Origin of the sequence: Streptomyces cahuitamycinicus, from assembly GCF_002891435.1 — a bacterium.
GTDB classification, from domain to species: domain Bacteria; phylum Actinomycetota; class Actinomycetes; order Streptomycetales; family Streptomycetaceae; genus Streptomyces; species Streptomyces cahuitamycinicus.
On sequence record NZ_POUC01000490.1, the window covers coordinates 1 to 5,476 of the forward strand.

At 74.1% G+C, this 5,476-nt stretch carries 5 protein-coding genes and 1 pseudogene; 4 read left to right on the forward strand and 2 right to left on the reverse strand.

Features of this window, described 5'->3' with window-relative positions:
* Nucleotides 1-94 (reverse strand): annotated as a pseudogene (locus tag C1J00_RS37460) (DUF1349 domain-containing protein); the annotation flags it as partial.
* Nucleotides 95-219: 125 nt separating this feature from the next.
* The gene (locus C1J00_RS37465) at nucleotides 220-1,749 is read right to left on the reverse strand and encodes an aldehyde dehydrogenase (NADP(+)) (protein WP_102913373.1); all 1,530 of its coding nucleotides are present in this window, start codon (nucleotides 1,747-1,749) and stop codon (nucleotides 220-222) included.
* Nucleotides 1,750-1,881: 132 nt separating this feature from the next.
* Between C1J00_RS37465 and C1J00_RS37470 the strand changes: the two genes are divergently transcribed.
* From C1J00_RS37470 to C1J00_RS37485, 4 genes are all read left to right on the forward strand, one after another.
* A complete protein-coding gene (locus C1J00_RS37470) occupies nucleotides 1,882-2,655 on the forward strand; it encodes an IclR family transcriptional regulator (protein ID WP_031109054.1) in 774 nt (257 codons plus the stop codon).
* 3 nt (nucleotides 2,656-2,658) lie between these two features.
* A complete protein-coding gene (locus C1J00_RS37475; protein ID WP_102913374.1) occupies nucleotides 2,659-3,132 on the forward strand; it encodes a GNAT family N-acetyltransferase in 474 nt (157 codons plus the stop codon).
* Nucleotides 3,133-3,220: 88 nt separating this feature from the next.
* On the forward strand, nucleotides 3,221-4,222 hold the full coding sequence (locus tag C1J00_RS37480; protein WP_102913375.1) for a hypothetical protein: 1,002 nt from the start codon (nucleotides 3,221-3,223) through the stop codon (nucleotides 4,220-4,222).
* On the forward strand, nucleotides 4,219-5,472 hold the full coding sequence (locus tag C1J00_RS37485; protein ID WP_102913376.1) for a sensor histidine kinase: 1,254 nt from the start codon (nucleotides 4,219-4,221) through the stop codon (nucleotides 5,470-5,472). The genes C1J00_RS37480 and C1J00_RS37485 overlap by 4 nt, the downstream gene beginning before the upstream one ends.
* Nucleotides 5,473-5,476: the final 4 nt, after the last annotated feature.

The window sequence follows — 5,476 nt, forward strand, 5'->3', positions numbered from 1 at the left end:
CCCACCCGGTGAGCACCCCGTCCTCGTAGGACCAGTGACCGTCGGGCCCGTATGTACGCAGGCCGAAAGGAAGTTCGGAAAGTTCCAGATCCATTCGGCCAAGTCTTCCAGGTCCGCCCCGCAGGGGCGCGGGACTGTGTCGATGTGCGGCTCCGCCGCGTGGGCGCGATCGGCCACGGCGAACCCGCGGCCCGCGAACCTCCCGCGCCCCCACGGCGCCTACCGTTCCAGACGCCCGTTGTACCTACGAGGCAGGCCCAAGGGGTTGTCATCCCGCAACTCCGCCGGGAGCAGCGCCTCCGGAGCGTTCTGGTAGGCGACAGGCCGCATCCACCGCTCGATCGCCGTCCCGCCCACCGACGTGGACGTCGACGTGGTGGCCGGGTACGGCCCGCCGTGGTGCTGGGCGGGGGCGACGGCGACACCCGTCGGCCAGCCGTTCACCAGTACCCGCCCGGCCAGCGGCGTCAGCTCCGCGAGGATCTCGGCGCCACGGCCCTGCCCCGCCGCCTCCTCCTCGGACAGCTGCACGGTCGCCGTCAGGTTGCCCGGCAGCCGCGACAGCACCGACCTCACCTCGGCCTCGTCCTCGTAGCGGGCCACCACGGTGACCGGCCCGAAGCACTCCTCCAGGAGCAGGTCGTGCTCGCCCTCAGCGGCCAGCCTGCTCGCCGGCACCGTGAGGAAGCCCGCGCTGACGGTGTGCTCGCCGCCCGCGCCCGGGGTGACCGGGGAGTCGACGTCGGGCAGTCCGGCCCGCTCGGCGACGCCGGCCACGAAGTTGTCGCGCATGCGGTGGTCGAGCAGGACCCCGGCGTCGGTGTCGCTGACGGCGTCCGTCAGGGACTTCAGCAGGGCGTCACCGGCGGCGCCGGCCGGCGCGAGGACGAGGCCCGGCTTCACACAGAACTGGCCGACGCCCATTGTCATGGAACCGGCGAGACCGGCGCCGATCGCCTCGGCCCGCTCGGCGGCGGCGGCCTCGGTGACGACGACCGGGTTCAGGGAGCCCAGCTCGCCGTGGAAGGGGATCGGGACCGGGCGTGCGGCCGCCGCGTCGAAGAGCGCCCGGCCGCCGCGCACGGAACCGGTGAAGCCGGCCGCCGCGACGAGCGGGTGCTTGATCAGCTCGACGCCCGCCTCGAAGCCGTGGACCAGGCCCACGACGCCCTCGGGGATGTCGTGCCGGGCGGCGGCGCGGCGCAGCACCTTGGCGACGTACTCGGACAGGGCCGGGTGGTCGGGGTGGGACTTGACGACGACCGGGCAGCCGGCGGCGAGGGCGCTCGCGGTGTCGCCGCCCGCGACGGAGAAGGCGAAGGGGAAGTTCGACGCCGAGTAGACGGCGACGACGCCCAGCGCCACCTTGTAGCGGCGCAGGTCCGGGATCGGCGGGGTCGCGGTGGCGTCGGGGTGGTCGATGACGACGTCGAGGAAGGCGCCCTCGTCGACGATGTCCGCGAAGGCCCGCAGCTGGTAGCAGGTGCGGGCGAGCTCACCGGTCAGCCGGACCGGGCCGAGGGCGGTCTCGGCGTCGGCGGTCTCGACGAGGCCGTCCTTGGCCGCCTGAAGCTCCTCGGCGGCGCTGCGCAGGAAGGCCGCGCGGACCGTGCGGTCCGCGAGTGCGCCGCGCGCCTCGTGCGCGGCTCGGACGGCGGCGTCCACCTCCTGGGCTGTGGCCTCCACGGCAACCTGTTCACGCTGCTTCCCGGTTCGGGGGTCGACACTCCAGACTGGTGCTGCTGCCACCGCGGGTCCCTCCACACATGTATTGCCGCAGTACTGGGTCACTCACCAGGGACGTTCGATATGCTGAACGCTGTCTCCGATGATGAATATGCTGTGGAGACTATTTCCCGTCCAACGAAGGGGTCAAGGGCGATGTCGGCTGGCGAGACGGGCGGCGGGGCGCAGGTCAAGTCCGCGGTGAGAACGGTTGAACTGCTCGAATACTTCGCCGGACGCCCCGGCATGCACTCCCTCGCGGCGGTCCAGGAGGCCGTCGGATACCCCAAGTCCAGCCTCTACATGCTGCTGCGCACCCTGGTCGAACTGGGCTGGGTGGAGACGGACGCGACGGGCACGCGCTACGGCATCGGGGTGCGGGCCCTGCTGGTCGGCACCTCGTACATCGACGGTGACGAGGTCGTCGCGGCGGCCCGCCCCACGCTGGACCGGCTCTCGGACGACACCACCGAGACGATCCACCTCGCCCGCCTCGACGGCACGAACGTCGTCTACCTGGCCACCCGCCAGTCGCAGCACTATCTGCGCCCCTTCACCCGGGTCGGCCGCCGGCTGCCCGCGCACTCCACGTCCCTCGGCAAGGCGCTGCTGAGCACGTACTCCGACGAGCAGGTGCGCAAGATGCTCCCGGAGACGCTGCCCGCGCTGACCGAACACACCATCACCGACCGGGAGAAGCTCATCGAGGAGCTGCGCCAGGTGCGGGAGCAGGGCTTCGCCGTGGACCGCGAGGAGAACACGCTCGGGCTGCGCTGCTTCGGCGTGGCGATCCCCTACCGCACACCGGCGCGGGACGCGATCAGCTGCTCGGTGCCGGTGGCCCGGCTGACCCCGGCGCACGAGCAACTGGTGAAGGACGCGCTCTTCGACGCCCGGGACCGGCTGACACTGGCCACCCGTAGGCTCTGAGGCATGAACGTCGAGCTGCGCCAGATCCACGACAGCGATCTGCCGGTCTTCTTCCGGCAGATGAACGACCCCGAGTCCCTGAGCATGGCGGCCTTCACCCCGCAGGACCCAACCGACCGGGCGGCCTTCGACACCCACTGGTCCAAGCTCCGCGTCTCGCCCGACGTCGTCGCCCGTACCGTCCTGGCCGACGGAGACGTGGTCGGCAGCGCGGCGGTGTACGGGGTGCCGGGCGAGCGCGAGGTGACGTACTGGATCGACCGCGCGTACTGGGGGAAGGGCATCGCCACCCGGGCCCTGCGGGCGCTGCTCGCCGAGGTGCCCGAGCGCCCGCTGTACGCGCGGGCGGCGTCGGACAACGCGGGGTCGCTGCGGGTGCTGGAGAAGTGCGGGTTCCGTGTGGTGGCGGCTGCCCGGGGGTACGCCCCGGCCCGGGGTGCCGAGATCGACGAGACGGTGCTCCTCCTGGAGGTCTGAGCGGGCCCCTGCTCCTCCCCCGCCCGGCGGAGGCGGATCGTCGCAGGGCAGGAGGTGCCCGCGGCCCCTGCCGCGGGAGCCTGGTCGCATGACGCAGTCGATCGCTCCTCTCGCCGCTCCACGCCCCGCCGGTCCCGGCCGCACCCGGCGCATCCTGCGTGCCGTCGCCGTCGTCTCCTGTGTGCCGTACCTCGCCCTCAAAGCGGCCTGGATCGCCGGGAGTCGCGTCGGGATACCCGCGGGCAGCGCGCTGCTCGACGACCGCCTCGCCATGGCCGTGATCAACGGTGCCTCGGTCCTGCTGGACAGCGGGGTGATCGTGCTGGCGTTGGTGCTGACCCGGCCGTGGGGGCTGCGGGTGCCCGCGTGGCTGCTCGCGTTCCCCGTGTGGGTCGCGACCGGGCTGCTCGCGCCGATCATGGCCGGGTTCCCGGCGCAGCTGGTGGTGAAGGCGTTCGGCGGCGGTGCCCCGTCCGCCGGCCGGGAGGCGTTCCTGGACGAGTGGGTGTTCGCCGTCGTGTACACGGGGTTCATCGCGCAAGGGCTCGCCCTCGGCGGCCTCTTCGCGCTGTATGCCCGGGACCGCTGGGGGCACCTGTGGCGCGGGCGGGTGCGGGAGCTGCCCGCCGGTGCCGTCGGTCCGGCCCACCGGGCCCTCGCCGTGGCCGCCGCCGTGCTCGCCCTGCCGCCGCTCACGCTCCACGCCCTGTGGGCCTGCGGCGTCTCCGCCGGACTCCGCCAGGGGCAGGCGGCGGAGCGGGGCGGGGAGTTCTACGTCCTGGAGGCCCTGTACGTCGTGTTCCTCCTCGCGGCGGTCGCCGGCGCCGTGCTGCTGGCCTTCCGGCGCGGCCGGGCCCTGCCCGTGTCGGTGCCGCTCGCTCTCGCCTGGGTCGGCTCGGGTGCCGTGGCCTGCTGGGGCGGATGGCTGTCGCTGGCCTCGCTCGGCGGCGTGGCTGCCATCGCCGACCGCCCTACGCCGCTGATGCATCTCGCCTACGCTGGCCAGATGCTCGTGGGCCTCGTCGTCGCCGCCATCGGCGCCTACCACTTCGCGGAGCGCTCGGCCGAGGCCGCGCGACGGGCGGCGTGAGCGCGTTCGCCCGGCTGCTGTTCGGTCGGCGGGCGCGCCTGCGGTGGATCCATCTGATCCTCGGCGGTGCGCTGGCCATGCCGTACGTCCTGGTCGGCTCGGTGGTCATCGGCCCGGCCACCGGATCCACGGACGTCTTCGGGTCCTTGCCCCTCCAACTCGCCTCGTTCGGTGTGGGCCTGCCGCTCGCGGCCGTCACCTCGCTGTTCCCGCTGACCCGGCCGCTGGAGTCGGCCGCCGTGCGCTGGCTGTGCGGTGTGGAGGCGGACCGGCTCGCCCTCACACCGGCGCGGGCACGGGGCGAGAAGGGCCGTACGGCAGCCTGGTTCACGCTGCATCTCGGGTTCGGCGGGATCATCGCGGGGATGTCGCTGGCGCTGCCGCCGTTCGCCGCCATGCTGATCGTGCTGCCGGTCCTCGCGGGGCTGCGCGGCGACCGGCTCGGGCTGCCCGAGGCCTTCGACCACACCTGGGTCCTGGCACTCGCCCCGGTCGCGGGCGCGGCGTCACTCGTCGCCCTGGCGGGGTGCGCGGCCGGCTGCGGTGCGCTGCTGGCCCGCTGGGCGCCCCCGCTGCTCGGTCCCACGCCCCGGGAGCGGCTCGCCGCCGCCGAGGCCCGCGCCGCCGACCTGGCCGTACGCAACCGGCTGGCGCGCGAGCTGCACGACTCCGTCGGCCACGCCCTGAGCGCGGTCACCCTCCAGGCGAGCGCCGCCCGCCGGGTCCTCGACTCCGACCCGGAGTTCGTCCGTGAGGCCCTCGCCGCGATCGAGGACACCACCCGGCGCACCGTGGGCGAACTCGACGCCGTACTGGGCGTGTTGCGCGAGGGTGACGCCCCCGGCACGGCCCCGGCGCCGACCCTCGCCGCCGACCTCGACGGCCTGCTGCGGCGGACCCGGGCGGGCGGTCAGCGGGTGAGCGCCACCGTGGACGCCGACCCGGAGGCACTGCCGCCGCTGCTGTCCCGCGAGGCCTACCGCATCGTGCAGGAGGGGCTGAGCAACGCCCTCAAGCACGCCGGTGAGCGGGCCGCCGTGGAGCTGCGGATCGCGGTGACGGGCGGCGACCTGGAGATCACCGTGGAGAACCCGGTGGACGGCCCCGCGCCCTCCCGCGCCGGCGGCGGCCACGGCCTGCGCGGCATCGCGGACCGGGCCAGGCTGCTGGGCGGGACCGCGACGGCCGGACCGACCGCCACGCGGACCTGGCGGCTGCACGTGACGCTGCCGATGACAGGACCCCTGTGACAGG